The following is a 20,210-nucleotide window of genomic DNA, read 5'->3' on the forward strand; positions in this document are numbered from 1 at the left end:
CCTCAGGCGGTCAGCAGGCCGACGCCCAGGCTCGTGAGGCTGACGGCGAGGAGCGCCGCGCCGGCGAGCACCAGCACGACCAGGCCGTTGGGCTGGGTGCGGCCGCGGCCCATCGAGGAGAAGAAGAAGCCGGCGGGCATCAGCAGGGCCGACACGGCCACGCCGGAGCGGGAGAGCCAGTCGAGTGCGCCGGTCTGGGTCGTCGCGTCCGCCAGGACCTGGCACAGCAGGGCGAGGACGAGCAGCACCCCGGCGTGCGCGTGGCCGGCGCGGGCGAACTTCTCCTGGAACGGCGTCACCTCGGCCGCGCCGCGGACGACCTTCAGCAGGTAGAGGCCGCCGGTCTCGACGGTCACCAGCGAGAGCAGCAGGATCCCGGCGAGGATCCGGGACTCGTCGGACAGGACGTAGGGCGCAGACTCCATGACAGCTCCTATTGGATAGTGAACTCTCCAATGATTGGACAGTAAGGTCTCCAATGCAAGCGAGAAAGGGAGGACGTTCCATGTGGATGGCCGAGCTGGCCCAGCGCAGTGGCGTGCCCGTGCCGACCGTGAAGTTCTACCTGCGCGAGCGGCTGCTCCCCCGGGGCGAGGCACGGGGAGCGACCCGCGCGTCGTACGACATGGCGCACGTCAGGCGGCTGCGGCTGATCCGGGCACTGGTCGACGTCGCCGGCTTCGGGCTGGACCGGGTGCGGCAGGTGCTGGCCGTCCTCGACGACTCCCGCACCTCGCTGCACGAGGCCCTCGCCGCCGCCCACCAGCTGCTGTCCCCCGAGCCCGACACCCCGCCGTCGGAGGAGAGCCGCGCGGCGGTGGCATCACTCCTGGCCGCGCGGGGCTCGCGCGCCGACGTCGACGGTCGCCACGCCACGGCCGTCGCCGCGGCGCTCGACGCGATGGCGCGCGCCGGCCAGCCGGTGTCGGCCGAGGGCCTGGCCCGCTACGCGGCGGCGATGGCCGACGTCGCCCGCGCCGAGGTCGGCGGCGTGCTGGACGACGACCGCGACGAGGCGGTGACCTACGCGCTGCTCGGCAGCGTCCTGGCCGAGCCGGTCCTGCTCGGCCTGCGCCGCCTCGCCCACGAGGACGAGTCGCTGCGCCGCTTCAGCGACCTCGCCCCACCCTCCTGAGCGGGACGCCGGAATACCTCTGCTGCCGGACGGGCTGTGCCTGCCATGACTGTTCCCCGTATCCAGCTCCACGACGGCACGTCCATCCCGCAGCTCGGCTTCGGCGTGTTCCAGATCGATCCCGCCGAGACGGCGGAGGCCGTGACGCGTGCCCTCGAGGTGGGCTACCGCCACATCGACACCGCCGAGATGTACGGCAACGAGAAGCAGGTCGGCGAGGCGCTGCGCGCGTCCGGCGTGCCGCGCGAGGAGGTCTTCGTGACCTCCAAGCTCAACAACGGCTTCCACGAGCCCGCGGAGGCCGAGCGCGCCTTCGACAAGACGCTCGCCGACCTCGGCCTCGACCGCATCGACCTGTTCCTCATCCACTGGCCGCTGCCCACGCGCTACGACGGCGACTTCGTCTCGACCTGGCGCACGATGGCGTCCTTCGTCGAGGACGGCCGGGCCGCGTCGGTGGGCGTGTCCAACTTCCAGCCCGCCCACCTGCAGCGCATCGTCGACGAGACCGGTGTCGTGCCGGTCGTCAACCAGGTCGAGGTGCACCCCTACTTCACCAACGACGCCGTCCGCGCCGCCAACGCCTCCCACGGCGTCGCCACCGAGGCGTGGTCGCCGATCGCGCAGGGCGCGGTCCTCGACGACGCGGTGATCACCGAGATCGCCGAGGCGAAGGGCAGGTCGAGTGCCCAGGTCACCCTGCGCTGGCACGTCGAGCGCGGCGACATCGTCTTCCCGAAGTCGGTGAACCCCGAGCGGATGAAGGAGAACTTCGAGATCTTCGACTTCTCGCTCACCGACGACGAGGTGGCCCGGATCTCCGGGCTCGACCGTGGCGAGAAGGGGCGCACCGGCCCCAACCCCGACACGTTCGACTACATCCCCGGCTGAGCGCCGGCGCCCGGGCCTCGACCCGGGTGCACCGTGACGGCAGCTCGCCCGGTCGGGTCGCCACGCTCAGCGTGGCCGCCGGGCCGACGATCGCGAGCTGCCGTCACGGCGGCGGCCCGCCGTGCGGGTCGTCAGGAGTAGCGGTGGCTCTTGGCCGCGTGCCCGCGCTCGCGGGTGCAGGTGCGCCCGCTCATGTTGCGGTGGCCGCACAGCTCCTCGTCGGGGGCCGGGGCGTCCGCGGGCGCGGATCGCGCCGGCTTGGCCGCCGCGGGGGGCGCGACGGGCGCCTTCGGCCTGGCGGGGGCCGCGGCGGAGCGCTTCTGCGCCTCGGCGTAGCGGGCCTCGCGCATCGCCCGCAGGTTGTCCATCTTGCTCATCGCTCACTCACACGGTCGAACCTACGCGGCGGCTCCGACAGCGCGCGAGGAGGGTCCGCGCGACGGCGGCGGTCAGCCCTCCTCGAACCTGGCGGCGAGCTGCGCCAGCGAGGCGTCGAGCCCCTGCTGGTGCGCAGCGACGTCGATGCCCGGGGGCACGTCGGTGGCGTCGATCGCGACGCGCGTGCCCTTGTCGCGGGCGGTGAAGGTCCACGTCATCGTCATCCGGCTCCGGTTGTCCGGGTCGTCGGAGTCGAACTCCACGCCCCACACCACGCGCTCGCCCTCGACCAGCTCGTCGATCGCGACCCGCGAGACGTCGCTGCTCTCGGTGGTCTTGCCGCCGGCGGAGGGCGCCTCGTCGTAGTGGAGCGTCATGGTGAAGCCGCCACCGGCACGCAGGTCGGCGTCGGACAGCTCGCCGGTCATGCCGTCCGGGGGGAGCCACGCGGCGAGCGCGTCGGCGTCGACGAAGGCGGCGTAGACCTCCTCCGGTGTCGCGGCGACGTCGGCGACGGCCCGGTCGATGCGCGGCACGTCAGCGCCCGCCGCGCCAGACGACGAGCGACTGCGCGGTGCCCCGGTGCAGCACGGGGAGCTTGTTGGCGGGGCTGCCGGCGGCCCGGGCGGCGAAGCCCCGGCGCACGGCGTCGAGCTCGGCGACGAGCTCGTCGTTGCGGGCGCGCAGCGCGTCGACCTCGCGCTCGAGGTCCATGATCCGCCGGACCCCCTCGATGCCGATGCCGGCTCGCGTGAGGTCGGCGATCTCGCGCAGCCGCTCGATGTCGCGGTGGGAGTAGCGACGACCGCCGCCCCCCGTGCGTCCCGGGTGGACCAGCCCCATCCGCTCGTAGGCCCGCAGGGTCTGCGGGTGGAGGCCGGTGAGCTCGGCGGCGACGGAGATGACGTAGACAGCAGCGTCCGGGGACGGCGGCTGGAAGACGCCGCTCATGACTCGAAGAGCCCCGAGCGCAGCGGCTTGCCGGCGGTCGCCGCGCGGTAGGCCTCGAGGGCCTCACGGGCGGTCGGGTCGAGCTGCCGCGGTACCTGGACCTCGACGGTGGCGAGCAGGTCGCCCTTGCTGCCGTCACGCTTGGTCGCGCCCTTGCCGCGCACCCGGAAGGTGCGCCCGTTGGGCGTGCCCGGCGGCAGCTTGAGCGTCACCGGCGCCCCGCCGAGGGTCGGGATCTTGACCTCGGCACCCAGGGCAGCCTCGTCGAACGAGACGGGGACGTCGATGGTGAGGTTGTCGTCCTTGCGGCCGAAGACGCGGTGCGGGCTGACCTTGACCCGGACGAACAGGTCGCCGGCGGGCCCGCCGTTGTCGCCCGGCGCCCCCTTGCCCTTGAGCCGGATCCGCGCGCCGTCCTTGACCCCGGCCGGGATCCTGGCCTGGATGGTGCGGGCGGAGGTGCCGCGGCCGCTGCCGTGGCAGGTCGGGCACGGCTCGTCGTAGACCAGCTGGCGACCACCGCAGGCGGGGCAGGTCTCGTTGATGGAGAACGCCCCACCGGTGCCGGACACGATGAAGCCCGCGCCCTCGCACTCGGGGCAGATGTGCGGGCGGGTGCCCGGCTTGCCGCCGGTGCCCTGGCACGTCGGGCAGGCCGTGTCGGAGGTCAGGCGCAGCGAGACGGTCACGCCGTCGAGCGCGTCGGTGAACCCGATCGTGGCCGAGGTCTCGACGTCGGCGCCGCGCCGCGGCCGGGCCTGCTGCGTACGCCCGCGCTGGGCGCCGCCGAACAGGTCGCCGAACATGTCGCCGATCCCGCCGCCGGCGCCCGCGCGGTCGCGGAGCAGGTCGTCGAGGTTGAACCCGCCGCCGCCACCGCTGCCGCCGAAGCCGCCGCCCATGCCGGCGCCGAAGCCGCCGCGGGCCTGCAGCGAGCGGAACTCGTCGTACTTGGCGCGCTTGGCCTCGTCACCGATGACGTCGTAGGCCTCGGCGACGGCCTTGAACTTCTCGTGCTTGGCCTCGTCGCCCGGGTTGGAGTCGGGGTGGTTGGCGCGCGCCAGCTTGCGGTAGGCCTTCTTGATGTCGGCCGCGCTGGCGTCCTGGGCGACGCCGAGGACCTGGTAGAAGTCCTTGGTCGCCCAGTCGTTGCGGAAACCTTCGTTGTCAGCCACGCACCAACCTCCCTTCGTCCTCGACGTGGTCGTGGGCCCCGGTCACGGGCCCTGTCGTCGTTGTCATCGATGTCGTCGACGCCCTCGTCGCCCCGGTCATCGCCCCGGCGCCGGTCAGGCGTCGACGGGATCGACCACGAGCACCTGGGCGGCCCGGACGACCCGGTCGCCCATCTTGTAGCCGCCCTTGGCGACGTGCTTGACGGTCGTCACCTCGACGCCCTCCTCGGCACCGAGGTGGCTCAGCGCCTCGTGCAGCGTCGGGTCGAACGCGTCGCCCGGCTCGCCGAAGCGCACCAGGCCCGCCGCACCGACCACCCGCTCGAGCTGGTCGGCGACCGCCTTGAGGCCACCCTCGAGCTCGCCGTGCTCGCGGGCACGGTCGATGGTGTCGAGGACCTCGATCACCGGGGTCAGCGCCTTGTAGGCCGCGGACTCGGCGACGAACTGCCGGTCGCGGTCGACCCGCTTGCGGTAGTTGGCGTACTCGGCCTGGACGCGCTTGAGGTCGTCGGTGAGGTCGGCCACGGCCTTCCTCAACGAGTCGGCGTCGCCCTCGCCCGCGTCGTCGGAGCCGCCCTCGGGCCGCTCCTCGGCGGTGCCGGGGGCGTCGCCGGCGACGGCGTCATCGGCGACCTGCTCCTCCACCTCGGTCTGGGCGGGCGCCTGGCCCGCTGCGGCACCGAACCCGCCGGAGCCCTCCGGAGAGGGAGCCGCGGCGGGCTCCCCCTCCGGGAGGTCGGTCGCCTCGGTGCCCCGAATGGGCTCGTCGGGGCGCTGCGTCACTTGGAGTCACCCTCGGCGGCGCCGTCGGTCGACTCGTCGACGATCTCGGCGTCGACGACGTCGTCGTCGGACTCACCGGTGGCCCCGGTGCTGCCACCCGCGGCGGCCTCGTCGGCCTCGGCGGCGGCGTACATCGCGGCACCCATCTTCTGGCTGGACTCGCCCAGCTTGGTGATGCCCGCGGTGATCTCCTCGGAGGACGCGTCCTCCTTGGCCAGGGTCTCCTTGAGGGCGTCGACGTCGGCCTGGACCTCGGTCTTGACGTCCTCGGGGAGCTTGTCGGTGTTGTCGGCGAGGAACTTCTCGGTCGTGTAGACGAGCTGGTCGCCCTGGTTGCGGGCCTCGATGGTCTCGCGGCGCCGCGCGTCCTCCTCGGCGTACTGCTCGGCCTCCTTGACCATGCGGTCGATCTCGTCCTTGCTGAGCGCCGAGCCACCGGAGATGGTCATCGACTGCTCACGGCCGGACGCCTGGTCCTTGGCCGAGACGTGCACGATGCCGTTGGCGTCGATGTCGAAGGTGACCTCGATCTTCGGCACGCCGCGGGGGGCCGGCGGGAGGCCGGTCAGCTCGAAGTTGCCGAGCGGCTGGTTCTGCGACCACATCTGGCGCTCGCCCTGCGCGACCTTGATCTCCACCGACGGCTGGTTGTCGTCGGCGGTGGTGAAGATCTCCGACCGCTTGGTGGGGATGGTGGTGTTGCGCTCGATGAGCGTGGTCATCACGCCGCCCTTGGTCTCGATGCCGAGGGAGAGCGGGGTGACGTCGAGGAGCAGCACGTCCTTGACCTCGCCCTTGAGCACGCCGGCCTGGAGCGCGGCGCCGAGCGCCACGACCTCGTCGGGGTTGACGCCCTTGTTGGGCTCCTTGCCACCGAGCAGGTCCTTGACGGCCTCGGCCACGGCGGGCATGCGGGTGGAGCCACCCACGAGCACCACGTGGTCGATGTCCTTGATCGCGACGCCGCCGTCCTTGAGCACCGACTGGAACGGCGCCTTGGTGCGCTCGAGCAGGTCGGCCGTGAGCTTCTGGAACTCGCTGCGGGTCAGCTTCTCCTCGAAGTGCAGCGGGCCGGACTCGCCGTGGGTGATGTAGGGCAGGTGGATCGTGGTCTCGCTGGAGGAGGACAGCTCGATCTTCGCCTTCTCCGCGGCCTCCTGGAGGCGCTGCTTGGCGATCTTGTCGGCCCCGAGGTCGACGCCGTTGGCGTCCTTGAACTTCTTGACCATCCACTCCACGATGCGGTTGTCCCAGTCGTCACCGCCGAGGTGGTTGTCGCCGGAGGTCGCCTTGACCTCGACGACGCCCTCGCCGATCTCGAGCAGGGACACGTCGAACGTGCCGCCGCCGAGGTCGAAGACGAGGATCGTCTGGTCCTCGCCCTTGTCGAGGCCGTAGGCCAGGGCGGCCGCGGTGGGCTCGTTGACGATGCGGCTGACGTTGAGGCCCGCGATCTCGCCGGCCTCCTTGGTGGCCTGGCGCTGGGAGTCGGAGAAGTAGGCCGGCACGGTGATGACCGCGTCGGTCACGGTCTCGCCCAGGTAGGCCTCGGCGTCCCGCTTGAGCTTCTGCAGCACGAAGGCGCTGATCTGCTGCGGGGTGAAGGTCTTGTCGTCGATCTTGACCGACCAGTCCTCGCCCATGTGGCGCTTGACCGACCGGATGGTGCGATCGACGTTGGTGACCGCCTGACGCTTGGCGACCTCGCCCACGAGGACCTCGCCGGACTTGGTGAAGGCGACGACGGACGGGGTCGTCCGGGCACCCTCGGCGTTGGCGATGACGGTGGGCTCGCCACCCTCCAGAACGGCGACGACGGAGTTCGTCGTGCCGAGGTCGATGCCGACCGCTCGAGCCATGGTGTTACCTCCTGCGTGTGGATGACGGTGAGTCTGCGTGCCATCCTGCCGTGTTGTCCACGCAGGAGGCAAAACAGTTGAGTCGCTGTGACTCAAGTCTATTCATGGGGTACAACGCAGGTGGCGCGGGGATGTTCCCGGATCGGCCGAACTGTCGTGTGTGACGTGGATCGCTCTAGCCTTGGCCGCATGATCCGCCACACCGTCGCCTTCCGGCTCCACCACTCCCCCGGCTCCGCGGAGGAGGCCGACTTCCTGGCCGCCGCCCGCGCGCTGGCCGACGTCCCCGGCGTCACGGCGTACGAGCAGCTGCGCCAGACCAGCGCGAAGAACGACTTCACCTTCGGCTTCTCGATGGAGTTCGCCGACCAGGCGGCGTACGACGGCTACAACGAGCACCCGGTGCACACCGCGTTCGTCGCCGAGCGGTGGGTGCCGGAGGTCGCCGACTTCCTCGAGATCGACTACGCCCCCCTCTGACGCCGAGTGGGCGCGTCCTGACCCGCACACGCCGCCGAGTCGGCGCATCCTGACCCGCACACGCCGCCGAGTCGGCGCATCCTGACCCGCATTCCCCCTCGAGTCGGCGCATCCTGACCCGCATTCCCCCTCGAGTAGGCGCATCCTGACGTGGTAGCCACGCAGTTGACGCGCAGGATGCGCCGACTCGACCGGCATTCGGCGCCAGAACGCGCCCACTCGACCGAGATTCAGCGCCAGAACGCGCCGACTCGACCGAGATTCAGCGCCACAACGCGCCCACTCGACCGCGATTCAGCGCCAGAACGCGCCGACTCGACCGGCATTCGGCGCCAGAACGCGCCCACTCGACCGGCATTCGGCGCCACAACGCGCCCACTCGACCGAGATTCAGCGCCACGACGCGCCCACTCGACGAGTCAGCGGGACCAGACGTACGGCGTCGTGGTGGTGACCGCGCGGAGGCCGGAGCGCTCCAGGATGGGGCGCGACATGTCGGTGCAGTCGGAGTGGATGTAGCGGATGCCCCGCTCGACGGCGGAGCGGGCGCGGGCCGCGACGAGGGCGCGGTAGATGCCCCGGCCGCGGAGATCGGGGACGGTCGCGCCGCCCCAGATCCCGGCGAACTCGGTGCCCTCGACCGGGGTGAGGCGGCCCGCGCACACGACCCGGTCGCCGACCTCGGCGACCCAGAGCTCGGAGCGGCCGGACTCCATCTCGGCCAGGGTCGAGCTCAGCGACGGGCCGCGGCCGTTGCCGAAGACCGCCTCCTGCGCGGCGAGCATCCGCGCGACGTCGGCGGCGGCGGTGGGTCCCGGCGCCAGCCGGCGGAGCACGACGGGACCCTGGGGAGTGTCCGCGAGGGGCACCTCGACGTCGAGCAGCGTCGCCTCGCCGATCATCACGGTCTCCTGCGGCTCGGCCTCGAGCCCGTGGGCCACGAGCCGCTCGCCGAGGTCGGCCGGCCGGTCGTGCCCGCGCGACTTCCACTCGAACGACGTGACGTCGGTGTCGTCGCGGAAGTGCGCGACGGTGCGCTCGACCAGCGCGTCGAGGTCGGCGCCCTCGAGTCCGCCGAGGTCGCGGTAGGACACGAAGCCGCCGTGGTCGAAGACCCCCCACCACAGCGGACCCTCGCGTCGTAGGTCGTGCGCGCCGGCCATCTCGGCGTCGGTGCGCAGCTGGTCGTCGTAGGCCGCCAGGAGCGGATCGGTCGTCATGGGCGGCCAGCGTAGGGGTGGAGCCGGGGAAATCTCAGGGGTTTTCCTCTGCGCGGGAACGGCAGGTGGGCGCACACTTGTCCTGTGCTGCGTGTGGGGAACCCGCGCCGGGTCGCCGGCGCCTCGGGAGTCGTGCTGCTGTTCGCTGCCCTCCTGGCGTTCTACGTCGCCGACGTCGCCGACGCCGGCCCGACCCGGTGCCAGCAGCACCGCATCGAGGCCCGCGAGCGGGCGGGCGCGGTGACCGGCGAGGGGCCCCGGGTCCTGGTGATCGGCGACTCCTGGTCCGTCGGCCTCGGCCTGGACCGCCTGGTCGGGTCGTGGCCGACCCGCCTGCCGGGCGAGGTGCACGTCCGCGGGTTCTCCGGCTCCGGCTTCAGCGCCCAGGCCAGCGGCTGCGGCCGCGTGTCGTTCCACGACCGGGCCCCGACCGCGCTCGGCGTGCGCCCGCAGCTCGTCGTCGTCGCGGGCGGGCTCAACGACTACGACCAGCCCGCCCGGGCCATCGACCACGGCTTCCGCGCCCTGATGGCCGACCTGCGCGGGCACCGCGTGCTCGTCGTCGGCCCGGCGACCGCGCCGCTGCGAGCGGGCGCCGTGCCGCGGGTCGACGCCCAGCTGGCCCGGCTCTCCGCGCTCTACGGCGTGCCCTACCTCGCGACCAGCGACCTCGACGTCGACTACCTCGACGACCGGCTGCACCTCACCGCGGCCGGGCACCGCGCGTTCGGCGACGCGGTCGTCGAGCGCCTCGCGGACCTACGCCCGACGCGACCGGCCGTGCTGGCCCGCTGAGCCGCACGCACCCGCCCAGCACCCGCACCGACCCGCCGCCGGCACCCACTCGTGCCCCGCGCCGGTCGATGATCGGTCGCGCGCCGTCGGCTATCGGACACTTCCGCCGAGGATCGGCCGAACGGTGCAGGTTCTCGCGTTGCACGAACGCGCAGATCAGCGCTCATTGACGGGGTGGTCGGCGATTGCGACTTTGTGCAGAGGTCCGCAGCACCCAATCCATCCTCGCGTCCTCCGGGCGCGAACTCACGATTGGACACCCCAGTGAAATCACTCCGCCCGGCCTTCCTGGCCGGTATCGCAGCGTCAGCCGTCGCTGCATCCTTCCTGGCGCCGACCGTCACCTCGGCCGCCGCCTCCCCCGCGGCGGGCGATCCCCGCCTCGAGGCCCAGCAGGCGGCGTCCGCCTGGGTCAAGGGCCACTCCCGCGCGCTCGAGCGGGCCGCGGCGGACGCCTTCGTCCGCACCGGCACGTTCGAGGGGGACAGCGGCATCTACGCCATGGCCTACGAGCGGACCCACGAGGGCCTGCGCGTGGTCGGCGGCGACTTCGTCGTCCTCGCCGACGCCGACGGCCGGGTCGTCGGCTCGTCGGTCGCCCAGGAGGCGCCCGTCGCGATCAGCGACACCACCGCCTCGGTGCCCGCCGCGCGCGCGAGCGCCGTCGCGAAGGGACAGGTCGACGAGGTGGCCGACGCCTCGGCGCCCGAGCTCGTCGTCTGGCACCGCGACTCCGGCACCCGCCTGGCCTACGAGGTCGAGGTGCGGGGCACCGACGCCGGCGAGGCGTCGTGGCAGAAGGTCTGGGTCGACGCCGAGGACGGCAGCGTCCTCGAGGCGCGCGAGCAGATCGCCCACGGCACGGGCACGGCGGCCTACTCCGGTCCCAATCCGCTGCCCATCGCGACGAGCGGCTCGGGCAGCAGCTACTCGATGACCGACCCGACGGCGACCACGCTGCGCTGCCAGGACGCCGCCACCAACGCTACGTTCACCGGCAGCGACGACGTGTGGGGCAACGGCAACGCGACCAACCGCGAGACCGGCTGCGTCGACGCGCTCTACGCCGCCCAGCAGATGAAGGCGATGATGTCGTCCTGGCTGGGCCGCAACGGCATGAACGGCTCGGGCGGGTGGGTGCCGATCCGCGTCGGCCTCAACGACATCAACGCCTACTACGACGGCACGCAGGTCCAGATCGGCAAGAACCAGGCCGGCGCCTGGATCTCCGCGATGGACGTGGTGGCCCACGAGTTCGGCCACGGCGTCGACGACAAGACGCCGGGCGGCATCTCCGGCGGCGGCACCCAGGAGTTCATCGGTGACGCGCTCGCCGCGGCCACCGAGTACTACGACGGCCAGTCCGCGCCGTACGACTCCCCCGACCACACCGTCGGCGAGGAGGTCAACCTCGTCGGGCAGGGCCCGATCCGTGACGGCTCCAACCCGGCCAACGTCGGCGACCCGTCCTGCTACACCAGCTCCATCCCCTCCGCGGAGGTCCACGCGGCCGCCGGCCCCGGCGACCACTGGTTCTACCTGCTCTCGCGCGGCGGCGTGTCGAAGTGCGACGGCACCTCGACGACCGGCCTCGGCGAGCAGGCGGCCATCAAGGTCCTCTACAACGCGATGCTGATGAACACCAGCTCGTCGAACTACCTCAAGTACCGCACCTGGACGCTCACCGCGGCCAAGAACCTGGACAGCACCTGCGCCCAGTTCAACGCCGTCAAGAACGCCTGGGACGCGGTCAACGTGCCCGCCCAGACCGCCGACCCGACCTGCGGTGGCGGCACCACGCCTCCCCCGCCGACCGGCGGCAACCTCCTGGCCAACCCGGGCTTCGAGTCCGGCGCGACCAGCTGGACGGGCAACACCGGCGTGATCACCACCAATGCCAGCCGTCCGGCCCGCACCGGCTCCTCCAAGGCCTGGCTCGGCGGCAACGGCCGGACCAGCACCGAGACGATCAACCAGACGGTGACCATCCCGGCCACCGCCACGGCCGCCACGCTGTCCTACTGGATCCGCACCGACACCGCCGAGAGCGGCTCGACGGCGTACGACCGGATGCGGGTGCAGGTCGTCGACGGGTCGACGGCCACCACGCTGCGCACCTTCACCAACGTGGGCACCAGCACGACCTACACGCAGTACTCGCACAGCCTCACCTCCTACAAGGGCAGGACGGTCACCATCCGCTTCACGATGACCGAGGACGCCTCGCTCCAGACCAGCTTCGTGGTCGACGACACCGCGCTGAACGTCTCCTGACGCCAGCCACTCCGTGACGGGGCGGGGCAGCGGCTGCTGCCCCGCCCCGTTCCCCTGTCCAGCCCTCCGGGAGATCCCATGCGCTCGCTCCGTACGCCCGTCCTGTCCGCCGTGGCCACCGCCGCCCTCGTCGCCGGGGCGCTCGTGGGCGGCACCCCGCCCGCGGTCGCGGCCCCCTCGCCCGACCTCAGCATCGCCAACGTCACCGCCCACCTCCAGCAGCTGCAGTCGATCGCCACCGCCAACGGCGGAAACCGGGCCACCGGCCGCCCCGGCTACAAGGCCTCGCTCGACTGGGTGCGGGCCCGGCTCGACGCCGCCGGCTACACGACCCAGGTGCAGCAGCTCTCGACCTCCTCGGGCACGTCCTACAACCTCGTGGCCGACTGGCCGGGCGGCGACCCCGAGCACGTGGTGATGACCGGCGCCCACCTCGACAGCGTCGCCGCGGGCCCCGGCATCAACGACAACGGCACCGGCTCGGCCGCGGTGCTCGAGGCCGCCCTCGCCTGGGCGGCGAGCGGCACCACCTCCCGCAACCACCTGCGGTTCGCCTGGTGGGGCGCGGAGGAGCAGGGCCTGCTCGGCAGCAACCTCTACATGCGCACCCTGCCGGCCGCCGACAAGGACCGCATCGAGCTCTACATGAACTTCGACATGGTCGGCTCGCCCAACCCCGGCTACTTCGTCTACGACGACAACCCCGCCGGCAACGGCGCCCGCGACGCGATGACGGCCTACTACACGTCGAAGGGCATCGCGTGGGAGTACGTCGACGTGCAGGGCCGCTCGGACCACGCGTCGTTCCGCGCCCAGGGCATCCCCACGACGGGCATGTACTCGGGCGGCGAGACGATCAAGACCGCCGCGCAGGCCGCGAAGTGGGGTGGCACCGCCGGCCGGGCGTTCGACCCCTGCTACCACCGCTCGTGCGACACCACGGCCAACGTCAACAGCACCGCGCTCGACCGCAACCTCGACATGATCGGCCACATGGTGTGGGTCCACGCCGACAAGGACTACGGCACGACCCCGCCGCCGACGACTCCTCCCACCGGCACCAACCTGCTCGCCAACCCGGGCTTCGAGTCCGGTGCGAGCGCGTGGTCCGGCACGACGGAGGCGATCACCAGCAGCACCGCGCGCCCGGCCCGCACCGGCACGTGGAAAGCGTGGCTCGGCGGCAACGGCCGGACGTCCTCGGAGAACGTCTCCCAGCAGGTGAGCATCCCGGCGGCGGCCACCGCGGCGTCGCTGGCCTACTGGCTCCGCACCGACACCGCCGAGTCCGGCTCGACGGCGTACGACATGCTCAGGGTGCAGGTGATCAGCGCCGGCACGACGACGACGCTGCGCACCTTCAGCAACGCGGGCGCGGGCGGGAGCTATGCGCAGTTCTCCCACAGCCTGCTCGCCTACCGCGGCAGAACCGTCACCGTGCGGTTCCTGATGAGCGAGGACGCGTCACTGCAGACCAGCGTCGTGCTGGACGACACCTCGGTGACGACGAGCTGAGGCGGCCCCGCAGGTGAGGGCCGGTCCTGCCCCTCCCGGTCGCCGGGCTCACTCGGCGAGCCAGGCAGCCCAGCTGTCGAAGGAGTAGGGCCGGCCCAGGAAGTCGGCGACGAGGTCGGCGGCGTCCTTGCGCCCGCCCATCGCCAGCACCTTGTCGCGGTAGGCATGCGCGACACCGGCGGCGAAGAGGTCGTCGGGGTCGAACGCGGAGAACAGGTCCTTGGCGATCACCAGCGACCACATGTAGGTGTAGTAGCCCGACGAGTAGCCGTCGAGGTGGCCGAAGGCGCAGTGCATGTGCGCGCCCTCGAGCGGCGGGATCACCGAGTAGCGGCGCTGCAGCTCGTCGCCGTAGGCGGTGAGGTCATCGTGCGGGCCCGCGTGGAACCAGTAGGACCGGGCGGCGTACGACATCTGCTGCACGGCGTAGAGGCCCTTGCCGAAGTGGTCGGCGCGGCGCATCGCCGCGACCAGCTCGGCCGGGATCGTCTCCCCCGCCTCGTTGCGGGCGAAGGTGGCCAGCACGTCGGCGTCCCACGCCCACTCCTCGAGCATCTGGCTCGGCGCCTCGACGAAGTCCCACTCCGTGGCGACACCGGAGAAGCGCGCCCACTCGCCCTGGCCGGCGAGGACGTGGTGGACCAGGTGGCCGAACTCGTGGAAGAGGGTGACCACCTCGTCGTGCTCCATCAGGCCGCGGGCGAAGTTGCACACCAGCACGCCCTCGGGCAGCTGCTCGCCGGCGATGCCCTTGACGAGGTCGAACTGGGCGGCGTGCTTGAACTTTCCCTCGCGCGGGTGCAGGTCGAGGTGGATGCGCCCGATCCGGGTGCCGCCGAGCCCGACGTCGTAGCTGGCCACCTCCTCGTGCCAGGTGCCGGCCTCCTCGCGGGGGACGGGCGTCCACGTCAGGCCGAACAGCCGCCCGGTCACGTCGAGCAGGCCCTGCCGCACCTGCTCGAACGCGAAGTAGGTGCGCACGACCTGCCCGTCGACGTCGTACTGCTCGCGGCGCACGAGCTCGGAGTAGTAGCGCGAGTCGTAGCCGGTGACCGTGTCGGCGGTGGGGTCGTCGGCGCGCTTGCGCTCGAGCAGGACGGCGACCTCCTGGGCCGCCCGCTCCTTGGCGGCGTCGCCGATCCGGTCGATGAAGTCGGCGACCGCCTGGCCGCTCCCGATCATCTTGACCTCGGTGTCGTAGTCGGGCCACGAGTCGTAGCCGAGCAGCTGCGCGGTCTCCCGGCGCACGGCCAGCAGGTCCTGCAGGACCTGGTCGTTGGCGGGCCACGCCACGTTGCTGTGCGCGAGGGCGAGGTCGTGGCGGGCCTCGGCATCGGCGCCGAAGGTGAGGAAGGGGACGAGGTCGGGGTAGTCGGTGGTGAGGGTGACCAGGCCGTCCTCGTCGGGGGCGTGGGCGGCGCGGTAGTCGTCGGGGAGGCCGGCGAGCCGGTCCGGCGCGATCCGGACCGAGCGGACGTCGTCGCGGATGGTGCGGCCGAAGTCCTGCGACAGCTTCACGGCCTGCTCGCTGAGCGCCCGGAGCCGGTCACGGGTGGCGTCGTCGCGGTCGACGCCCGCGCGCCGGAAGTCGCGCAGCGTGTGCTCGAGGACGCGTCGGGCGTCGGCGTCGAGGGCACTGAGGTCGGAGGTCGTCGCCAGCCGGTCGAACACGGCGTAGAGGTCGCGGTCGAGGCCGAGCTCGGTGACGTACTTCTGGACCTCCTGGCCGAGGTCGTCGGCCCGGTCGCGGACCGCGGCGTCGGGGTGCACCTCGGCCCAGAGCGCCACGGCCTCGGCGTTGGAGATCGCGGTCTCGGCCTTGTTCCACGCGACGAGCACGACGGGGAGGTCGGACGAGCCGGCCTTGACCAGCCCGACCTGGCGCCGGGCCTCCTCGAGCTGGTCGTGGCAGCGCCGCGTCACCCAGTCGAGCCAGTCCCCGTCGCCGGGGAGGGTGAGCGGGGCGGGCGGGGCGGGGGTCAGGGGATCGGTTGCCACCGGGCGAGCCTAGGCGCGCCCCCTGCCGGGTTCCACCACCCGGGCCGGAGGCGTACGTCTGGGCGCACCTTCGGGGCCGACTTGGAGGGGGAGTCTGACACCTGGAGGGGGCTGCAACGGCCTCCAAGTGACGGAGTCCCCGCTCGAGCGGGGACTCCGACGAGGGACGCGACACGACCGGGGTGCCGCCGGGGCCGGGTCGCGCCGGGGGCCGTGGGCCGTAGCGTGTGCGGGTGAGCACCTCGGGGGACGTCGCCTTCCGCTTCCGCGACATCTGGCTGGTGGCCTACGGTCCCTCGATCGTCTCGGCCGTCGGCCACGGCGCGGTCCTGCCGGTGCTGGCGCTGCGGGCCCGTGACCTCGGTGCCGACGTCAGCACCGCGGCCGCCATCGTCGCGCTCACCGGCGTCGGCATGCTGCTGGCCAGCCTCCCGTCGGGCGCGCTGGTGGCCCGGGTGGGCGAGCGCCGGGCCCTCGTGGGCGCGGGGCTCCTCGACGCCGCCGCGATGGCGTTCGCCGCCCTCACCGACTCGGTCGCCGGCCTCGCCCTCGGGGTGCTGCTCAGCGGCGTGTGCTGGACGCTGTTCCTCATCGCCCGGCAGGGCTTCACGATCGACGTCGTCCCCGCGACCCACCGGGCCCGGGCGATGTCGCTGCTCGGCGGCTCCTACCGGGTGGGCGTGCTCGTCGGCCCCCTCATCGGCGCCGGCCTGATCGAGCTCACCGACCTGACCAGCGTGTTCTGGCTCGGCGCGACCATGTCGGTGCTGGCCGCGCTGCTCGCCGCCACGATGCCCGACCTGGGCGGGGAGAAGCGCGCGGCGGCGCGGGCGCGCGGCCACGTGTCGGTGTGGACCGTGATCACCGCGCACCGCCGCCTGCTGGCGACCCTCGGCACGGCCGTCGTGGTCCTCGGCGCGAGCCGGTCGCTGCGGCTCAGCCTCCTGCCGCTGTGGGCCGACCACATCGGGCTCTCGGCCTCGACGACGTCGCTGATCTTCGCGGGCGCGGCGGCCCTCGACGTGGCGTTCATGTGGCCGGGCGGCTGGCTGATGGACACCCGCGGCCGGATGGTGGTCGCCGTGCCGGTGGTGCTGTCGATGGCGCTCGCGTGCCTGCTGCTGCCCCTCGCCACCAACGCCGTCGGGGTCGCGCTGGTGATGGCCCTGATCGCGTGCGGCAACGGCCTCGGCTCGGGCATCGTGATGACGCTCGGCGCGGACGCCGCACCCGAGGACGGCCGGGCGCAGTTCCTCGGCGCGTGGCGGCTGTGCGGCGACATCGGCAACGCCGGCGGGCCGCTGCTGGTCAGCGCGGTCGCCGCCGTCGCTCCCCTCGCCGCGGCGTGCGTGAGCGTCGGGCTGCTGGGCCTGGCCGGCACCGGGTGGGTGGGCTACTGGACCCGCAGGGTGGACCTGGCGCGGCTCGACGCCGCGCCGGTCAGCCGACCGTGACCGTGACCTCGTTGGACACGACGTCGGAGTCGGTGTCGACCACCCGGAACTGGTTGGGCCCGGTGCGGCTGGTCTGGACGTAGGTCGCGAAGGTGCCGCCGCTGACCGACATCGTCACCGGGAAGTCCGACCACGTGCCGTTCTCCATCCGCTGCACCTGGAGGATCGCGCCCTCGCCGGCCGGGTAGGTGCCGGTGAGGTCGATCTGCTGCATGGGGCTCACCGACTGCTGGTTGGCCGTGAGCGAGATGCCCTCCGCGGGCGCCTCCGAGGTCGACTCCTCACCCGGGCTGGGCTCGGACTCCTCCGCGCTCGTCTCGGTGCTGGTCTCGGTGGGCTTGGGCAGGCGGAAGGTGGCCGAGGAGCTCGGCGTCCCGGCGGCATCGGTGTCGTCGCCGATGCCGGTCGCCTTGACCCCGACGAGGACGGCCAACCCGCCGAGCAGGCCGATGGCCACGGCGACGCCGACCAGGGCGATGAGCCCGGTCAGGACGGGGCGGTTCTCGGTGTCCATGTCGGTGGGGAGGGACCTTTCGCGCGGGGTGCGGGGCCTCGTGGTTGTCGGGGCCATTGTCCGGGACGGGCGGTGCCCGGCCAAGTCGGCCGGTGCGTCGGGGGGCGGGCCACCCCGTGTCGGACAGGATGGGCACATGCAGTCACCGTTGCGACACGGCAAGGCCGCCATCGGCACGACCCTAGCGGGCGGGGCGCTGGCCGCGCTGTCCTCGGCTCCCGAGCGCGCCTCCCGCCTGCTGCGCCACCGCTACCCCACGGTCGCCGTGACCGGCATGACGGGCGTGGGCAAGACCCGCCTGGCCGACCGGCTGTCCCGCCGCGCGAGCGCGGAGTCGGGCGGCCCGGAGGTCGGCTCGGCCGTCATGGAGCGTCGTACGCGCCGCAACGCCCGGCTGCGCGGCTACCGCTTCCGCGTCGTCCCCGGGGAGAACGCCGCCACCCGGCTCGGCGCGCTCGACGAGGTCTTCCACGACGAGCCGGTCGACGGGGTCCTGCACGTGGTCGCGTGGGGCCACGCCACCCCGCGCCGCACCGCCGGCACCACCGGCGCGGCGCTCGCCTCCCGCGAGGAGCAGCTCGCCGCCGAGCTCGACGACTGGGCCATCACCGCCCACCGCATCGCCAGCATGGCGGTGCGGCGCGACCGCCCGACCTGGCTCGTCGTCGCGGTCACCAAGGCCGACCTCTTCCCCGACGACATCGACGAGGCCGTGCGCTACTACTCTCCCGGCAGCGGCTCCCCCTTCGCCGAGCGCCTCGACGAGCTGCGCGCCCTGGCCGGCGGCGCGAAGCTGTCGATCGACGTGCTGCCCGTGTGCTCCCAGGGCGGCGACAAGCGCTCACCCATGCCGGAGAAGGCGTGCAGCGACCTGCTCGGCCGCCTCGAGCTGCGGATGGCGCAGCTGAGCGGGCACGTCTGATGGGTGCGGGCCGTCGCGCCCTCCTCGTCGTCTGCGCGTCGTACGTCGTGGCGCTGGCGTGGGCCGCCGTCGTCCTGCCGGACCGGGTGCCGGCGCACTTCGACGCCGGCGGCCGGGTGGACGAGTGGGCCTCGCGCACCGTGCTGCTCGTGTCGTTCATCGGCATCGGCGTCGTCGTGCTGGCCGGCATCCCGGCCCTGACCCGGGCGCTGACCGCCGGTGACGGCACGTGGGTCAACATGCCGCAGGCGTCCAAGGACTACTGGTTCGCCCCGGAGCGGCGCGCCGAGTTCGCCGTGCGCTTCCAGGACGACATGGAGGCCATCACCGCTCTCACCGGGGCCCTGCTGGTGGCCGCGCTGGCCCTCACCACGTGGGTCGGCTCCACCGGGCGGGACGCGGCGCCCTGGTGGGCGTTCGTCGTGCTGGTGGGCGGCTACCTCGTGCTGACGGCACTCTGGACGGTGCGCCTGCTGCGGGCCTACCGGCCACCGGTCCAGACCGGCTGAGCTCGTCGCCCACAGGTGCGCGACTCGTGGTTTCGACACCGGCGCTCAGGGCACAAGGCCCCCATGAGGCCGATCGCGATCAACCAGCGGGCGCTGCGCGGCGCCAAGGAGGAGCTCGACTCCGCGCGTGAGGCGTTGCGCGACGCGCTGGGCGACATCGACCACCCCGCCGACGACTTCCCGTGGCGCGACCTGGTGGTCGAGGGCGTGCGCGCCCTGGTCGACGACGCCGAGCAGGTCGCGAAGGGGTGCCGCTCCCTCGCCGGCGCGATCGACGACTCGGTCGTCGACTTCGACGAGCTCGACGTCATGGTCGGGGAGGCCGCCGCCGTCGCCGCCAGGCTCGACCGGGTCACGCCATGACCAGGATCGTGGCCGACCGGATCGAGACCCAGCAGGACCGGTTCCAGTTCGGCGACCCGATCGGCTGCCGCTACCACTGGCTCGAGCCCGGCGAGGTCGACTCCTACGGCGACTCCGTGCGCCGGCTCTCGGCCAAGGTCGAGCTCGCCGTCGACGCCCTCGAGCGCACCTCGATGCTCTCCGAGGAGGTCTTCGCCGGGGAGGCTGCCGACACCCTCCGCGACCGCGCCGCCCGCCGGCACGGGGAGTCGGCGAGCGTGCGCGACAACCTCCGCGGCGTCGGTCGGGCGATCAACGCCTACGCCGACGTCCTGCGCCGCCACCGCGAGGGCCTCGAGCAGCTGCGCACGTTCGCGGTGAGCAAGGGCCTCGAGGTCCGCGACCACCGCATCTGGCCGCCGATCGCGACCCTGCCCGGTGACGCCACCCAGCGCCAGGCCGACGCGTGGGAGGCCGACTGGAAGGCCTACCAGGCCTGCTTCGAGGCCAAGCTCGAGCTGCGCGACGCCCGCCGCGCGGGCGCCCGCGAGCTGGTGCGGGCGCTCGGCGAGCACGCCGGGGTGCACCCCGACAAGGACACGGCGAGGGTCGTCGCCGCCGGCCCCCGTGCCGTCACGTTCGGCGAGCTGCGCCGCGAGGCCGCCGAGGAGGCCCGGCAGGCCGTCGAGGCCGGAGACGCCGCGGAGGCGGCCCGCGGCACCGTCGACGCGCTCAAGCGGCGCGAGCAGTCCGCGCTCGAGAGCCTCGAGCGGCTCGTGCTCGCCGAGGCACCCCACGAGCAGATCGACGCGCAGGCCGCGAAGGTCCAGGCGCTGCACCGCGAGCTGGGCGACGCCCGGGTCGAGGCCCGCGACGCCGAGGCCACCGCCGACCGCGAGCAGGCGCAGGCCATCCGCGCGGCGCGCGACCTCAGGGCCGCGGAGGAGGGCCGGCCGCGCCTGGTCGCCGAGAGCCGGCCCGCGACCGACCTCGGGGACCGGCTCGGCTGACG

Annotated in this window: 21 protein-coding genes; 11 read left to right on the top strand and 10 right to left on the bottom strand. The window is 73.0% G+C overall.

Annotated elements, in window-relative coordinates; translation table 11 throughout:
* Nucleotides 1–2: 2 nt before the first annotated feature.
* Nucleotides 3–425, bottom strand: coding sequence for a hypothetical protein (locus AC4H2S_RS01510; protein ID WP_491495187.1), 423 nt, complete (start codon nt 423–425; stop codon nt 3–5).
* Nucleotides 426–511: 86 nt separating this feature from the next.
* Between AC4H2S_RS01510 and AC4H2S_RS01515 the strand changes: the two genes are divergently transcribed.
* A complete protein-coding gene (locus AC4H2S_RS01515; RefSeq protein WP_491495188.1) occupies nt 512–1,135 on the top strand; it encodes a MerR family transcriptional regulator in 624 nt (207 codons plus the stop codon).
* Nucleotides 1,136–1,180: 45 nt separating this feature from the next.
* Nucleotides 1,181–2,026: an aldo/keto reductase gene (locus tag AC4H2S_RS01520; RefSeq protein WP_491495189.1), complete on the top strand. Its 846-nt coding sequence runs from the start codon at nt 1,181–1,183 to the stop codon at nt 2,024–2,026.
* A gap of 131 nt (nt 2,027–2,157) precedes the next feature.
* Here AC4H2S_RS01520 and AC4H2S_RS01525 read toward each other — a convergent pair whose 3' ends face one another.
* The 6 genes from AC4H2S_RS01525 to dnaK all read right to left on the bottom strand — a co-directional run bounded on the left by AC4H2S_RS01525 (nt 2,158) and on the right by dnaK (nt 7,175).
* Nucleotides 2,158–2,403, bottom strand: coding sequence for a hypothetical protein (locus AC4H2S_RS01525; protein WP_491495190.1), 246 nt, complete (start codon nt 2,401–2,403; stop codon nt 2,158–2,160).
* A gap of 72 nt (nt 2,404–2,475) precedes the next feature.
* Entirely contained in the window at nt 2,476–2,940 is a 465-nt protein-coding gene (locus AC4H2S_RS01530) for an SRPBCC domain-containing protein (RefSeq protein ID WP_491495191.1), read from the bottom strand.
* 1 nt (nt 2,941) lies between these two features.
* Nucleotides 2,942–3,355: a heat shock protein transcriptional repressor HspR gene (locus AC4H2S_RS01535; RefSeq protein ID WP_491495192.1), complete on the bottom strand. Its 414-nt coding sequence runs from the start codon at nt 3,353–3,355 to the stop codon at nt 2,942–2,944.
* Nucleotides 3,352–4,530, bottom strand: a complete 1,179-nt coding sequence (gene dnaJ / locus AC4H2S_RS01540; protein ID WP_491495193.1) for a molecular chaperone DnaJ — start codon at nt 4,528–4,530, stop codon at nt 3,352–3,354. Before dnaJ ends, AC4H2S_RS01535 begins: the two co-directional genes overlap by 4 nt.
* Nucleotides 4,531–4,644: 114 nt before the next feature.
* On the bottom strand, nt 4,645–5,316 hold the full coding sequence (gene grpE / locus AC4H2S_RS01545; RefSeq protein WP_491495194.1) for a nucleotide exchange factor GrpE: 672 nt from the start codon (nt 5,314–5,316) through the stop codon (nt 4,645–4,647).
* Nucleotides 5,313–7,175: a molecular chaperone DnaK gene (gene dnaK, locus AC4H2S_RS01550; RefSeq protein WP_491495195.1), complete on the bottom strand. Its 1,863-nt coding sequence runs from the start codon at nt 7,173–7,175 to the stop codon at nt 5,313–5,315. Before dnaK ends, grpE begins: the two co-directional genes overlap by 4 nt.
* A gap of 189 nt (nt 7,176–7,364) precedes the next feature.
* On the opposite strand from dnaK, the gene AC4H2S_RS01555 reads away from it, so the two are divergent.
* Nucleotides 7,365–7,655, top strand: a complete 291-nt coding sequence (locus tag AC4H2S_RS01555) for a Dabb family protein (protein ID WP_491495196.1) — start codon at nt 7,365–7,367, stop codon at nt 7,653–7,655.
* A gap of 419 nt (nt 7,656–8,074) precedes the next feature.
* On the opposite strand, the gene AC4H2S_RS01560 is transcribed toward AC4H2S_RS01555, so the two are convergent.
* A complete protein-coding gene (locus AC4H2S_RS01560; protein ID WP_491495197.1) occupies nt 8,075–8,875 on the bottom strand; it encodes a GNAT family N-acetyltransferase in 801 nt (266 codons plus the stop codon).
* Nucleotides 8,876–8,959: 84 nt separating this feature from the next.
* Between AC4H2S_RS01560 and AC4H2S_RS01565 the strand changes: the two genes are divergently transcribed.
* From AC4H2S_RS01565 to AC4H2S_RS01575, 3 genes are all read left to right on the top strand, one after another.
* Entirely contained in the window at nt 8,960–9,670 is a 711-nt protein-coding gene (locus AC4H2S_RS01565) for an SGNH/GDSL hydrolase family protein (protein WP_491495198.1), read from the top strand.
* A gap of 264 nt (nt 9,671–9,934) precedes the next feature.
* The gene (locus AC4H2S_RS01570) at nt 9,935–11,944 is read left to right on the top strand and encodes a M4 family metallopeptidase (RefSeq protein ID WP_491495199.1); all 2,010 of its coding nucleotides are present in this window, start codon (nt 9,935–9,937) and stop codon (nt 11,942–11,944) included.
* Nucleotides 11,945–12,022: 78 nt separating this feature from the next.
* Nucleotides 12,023–13,459, top strand: coding sequence for a M28 family metallopeptidase (locus AC4H2S_RS01575; protein ID WP_491495200.1), 1,437 nt, complete (start codon nt 12,023–12,025; stop codon nt 13,457–13,459).
* Nucleotides 13,460–13,507: 48 nt separating this feature from the next.
* On the opposite strand, the gene AC4H2S_RS01580 is transcribed toward AC4H2S_RS01575, so the two are convergent.
* Nucleotides 13,508–15,457 carry a M3 family metallopeptidase gene (locus AC4H2S_RS01580; protein ID WP_491495201.1) on the bottom strand — a complete coding sequence of 650 codons (1,950 nt, stop codon included), beginning with the start codon at nt 15,455–15,457 and terminating at the stop codon, nt 13,508–13,510.
* Between the two features lie 233 nt (nt 15,458–15,690).
* On the opposite strand from AC4H2S_RS01580, the gene AC4H2S_RS01585 reads away from it, so the two are divergent.
* Nucleotides 15,691–16,911: an MFS transporter gene (locus AC4H2S_RS01585; protein ID WP_491495202.1), complete on the top strand. Its 1,221-nt coding sequence runs from the start codon at nt 15,691–15,693 to the stop codon at nt 16,909–16,911.
* Here the strand turns inward: AC4H2S_RS01585 and AC4H2S_RS01590 are convergent.
* Nucleotides 16,898–17,425 carry a hypothetical protein gene (locus AC4H2S_RS01590; RefSeq protein WP_491495203.1) on the bottom strand — a complete coding sequence of 176 codons (528 nt, stop codon included), beginning with the start codon at nt 17,423–17,425 and terminating at the stop codon, nt 16,898–16,900. The two genes, AC4H2S_RS01585 and AC4H2S_RS01590, sit on opposite strands and share 14 nt — an antisense overlap.
* A 136-nt stretch (nt 17,426–17,561) precedes the next feature.
* Here AC4H2S_RS01590 and AC4H2S_RS01595 point away from each other — a divergent pair, with 136 nt between their 5' ends.
* The 4 genes from AC4H2S_RS01595 to AC4H2S_RS01610 all read left to right on the top strand — a co-directional run bounded on the left by AC4H2S_RS01595 (nt 17,562) and on the right by AC4H2S_RS01610 (nt 20,208).
* On the top strand, nt 17,562–18,347 hold the full coding sequence (locus AC4H2S_RS01595; RefSeq protein WP_491495204.1) for a hypothetical protein: 786 nt from the start codon (nt 17,562–17,564) through the stop codon (nt 18,345–18,347).
* A complete protein-coding gene (locus AC4H2S_RS01600; protein ID WP_491495205.1) occupies nt 18,347–18,856 on the top strand; it encodes a DUF1648 domain-containing protein in 510 nt (169 codons plus the stop codon). The genes AC4H2S_RS01595 and AC4H2S_RS01600 overlap by 1 nt, the downstream gene beginning before the upstream one ends.
* Before the next feature lie 63 nt (nt 18,857–18,919).
* Nucleotides 18,920–19,219: a hypothetical protein gene (locus tag AC4H2S_RS01605; RefSeq protein WP_491495206.1), complete on the top strand. Its 300-nt coding sequence runs from the start codon at nt 18,920–18,922 to the stop codon at nt 19,217–19,219.
* Nucleotides 19,216–20,208 carry a hypothetical protein gene (locus tag AC4H2S_RS01610; protein WP_491495207.1) on the top strand — a complete coding sequence of 331 codons (993 nt, stop codon included), beginning with the start codon at nt 19,216–19,218 and terminating at the stop codon, nt 20,206–20,208. Before AC4H2S_RS01605 ends, AC4H2S_RS01610 begins: the two co-directional genes overlap by 4 nt.
* Nucleotides 20,209–20,210: the final 2 nt, after the last annotated feature.

This window comes from Nocardioides sp. Z13_37 (assembly GCF_058355585.1).

Excerpts from the sequence above, each read along its gene's own strand:
- AC4H2S_RS01515 (WP_491495188.1), top strand. The coding sequence starts at position 512 with ATGGCCGAGCTGGCCCAGCGCAGTGGCGTGCCCGTGCCGACCGTGAAG.
- AC4H2S_RS01610 (WP_491495207.1), top strand. The coding sequence starts at position 19,216 with ATGACCAGGATCGTGGCCGACCGGATCGAGACCCAGCAGGACCGGTTC.
- AC4H2S_RS01555 (WP_491495196.1), top strand. The coding sequence starts at position 7,365 with ATGATCCGCCACACCGTCGCCTTCCGGCTCCACCACTCCCCCGGCTCC.
- AC4H2S_RS01510 (WP_491495187.1), bottom strand. The coding sequence starts at position 425 with ATGGAGTCTGCGCCCTACGTCCTGTCCGACGAGTCCCGGATCCTCGCC.
- AC4H2S_RS01600 (WP_491495205.1), top strand. The coding sequence starts at position 18,347 with ATGGGTGCGGGCCGTCGCGCCCTCCTCGTCGTCTGCGCGTCGTACGTC.
- AC4H2S_RS01595 (WP_491495204.1), top strand. The coding sequence starts at position 17,562 with ATGCAGTCACCGTTGCGACACGGCAAGGCCGCCATCGGCACGACCCTA.
- AC4H2S_RS01535 (WP_491495192.1), bottom strand. The coding sequence starts at position 3,355 with ATGAGCGGCGTCTTCCAGCCGCCGTCCCCGGACGCTGCTGTCTACGTC.
- AC4H2S_RS01605 (WP_491495206.1), top strand. The coding sequence starts at position 18,920 with ATGAGGCCGATCGCGATCAACCAGCGGGCGCTGCGCGGCGCCAAGGAG.
- AC4H2S_RS01560 (WP_491495197.1), bottom strand. The coding sequence starts at position 8,875 with ATGACGACCGATCCGCTCCTGGCGGCCTACGACGACCAGCTGCGCACC.
- AC4H2S_RS01525 (WP_491495190.1), bottom strand. The coding sequence starts at position 2,403 with ATGAGCAAGATGGACAACCTGCGGGCGATGCGCGAGGCCCGCTACGCC.
- AC4H2S_RS01590 (WP_491495203.1), bottom strand. The coding sequence starts at position 17,425 with ATGGACACCGAGAACCGCCCCGTCCTGACCGGGCTCATCGCCCTGGTC.
- dnaK (WP_491495195.1), bottom strand. The coding sequence starts at position 7,175 with ATGGCTCGAGCGGTCGGCATCGACCTCGGCACGACGAACTCCGTCGTC.
- AC4H2S_RS01575 (WP_491495200.1), top strand. The coding sequence starts at position 12,023 with ATGCGCTCGCTCCGTACGCCCGTCCTGTCCGCCGTGGCCACCGCCGCC.
- AC4H2S_RS01520 (WP_491495189.1), top strand. The coding sequence starts at position 1,181 with ATGACTGTTCCCCGTATCCAGCTCCACGACGGCACGTCCATCCCGCAG.